Genomic DNA, 356 nt, shown 5'->3' with positions numbered 1-356 from the left:
ATATAGGACAGACAAAAAATATAGATCATTTTCTTCCTATTGCACATTATCCTGAATTTTCGGTGATGCCTATTAATTTAGTTCCATCGTGCCGCGACTGCAATATGGGAGAGAAAGGTCAAGTTTTCGCAGTAGATGAGGTACACCAAGCGATTCATCCCTATATCGACAAGGACATTTTTTTTCGTGAGCAATGGGTATATGCAAATTTCGTTTCCGGAACTCCGGGTGCTATCAGTTTTTATGTTGAATGCCCGGCGAACTGGAGGCAGGAAGACAAACACAGAGCTCTTCATCATTTCAAGCTATTAAATATTGCTAACAGGTATCGTTTGGAGGCAGGGAAGCACTTGAGT

Annotated in this window: 1 pseudogene; it reads left to right on the top strand. The window is 41.3% G+C overall.

Annotated features, from left to right (window positions below):
• Nucleotides 1–356: pseudogene (locus tag HP556_RS30035) on the top strand (hypothetical protein); the annotation flags it as partial.

It is taken from the genome of Tardiphaga robiniae (assembly GCF_013359755.1).
Taxonomy (GTDB): domain Bacteria; phylum Pseudomonadota; class Alphaproteobacteria; order Rhizobiales; family Xanthobacteraceae; genus Tardiphaga; species Tardiphaga robiniae.
The sequence above is the reverse complement of the archived record's forward strand: the minus strand, read 5'-3'. Positions and strand labels throughout refer to the sequence as shown.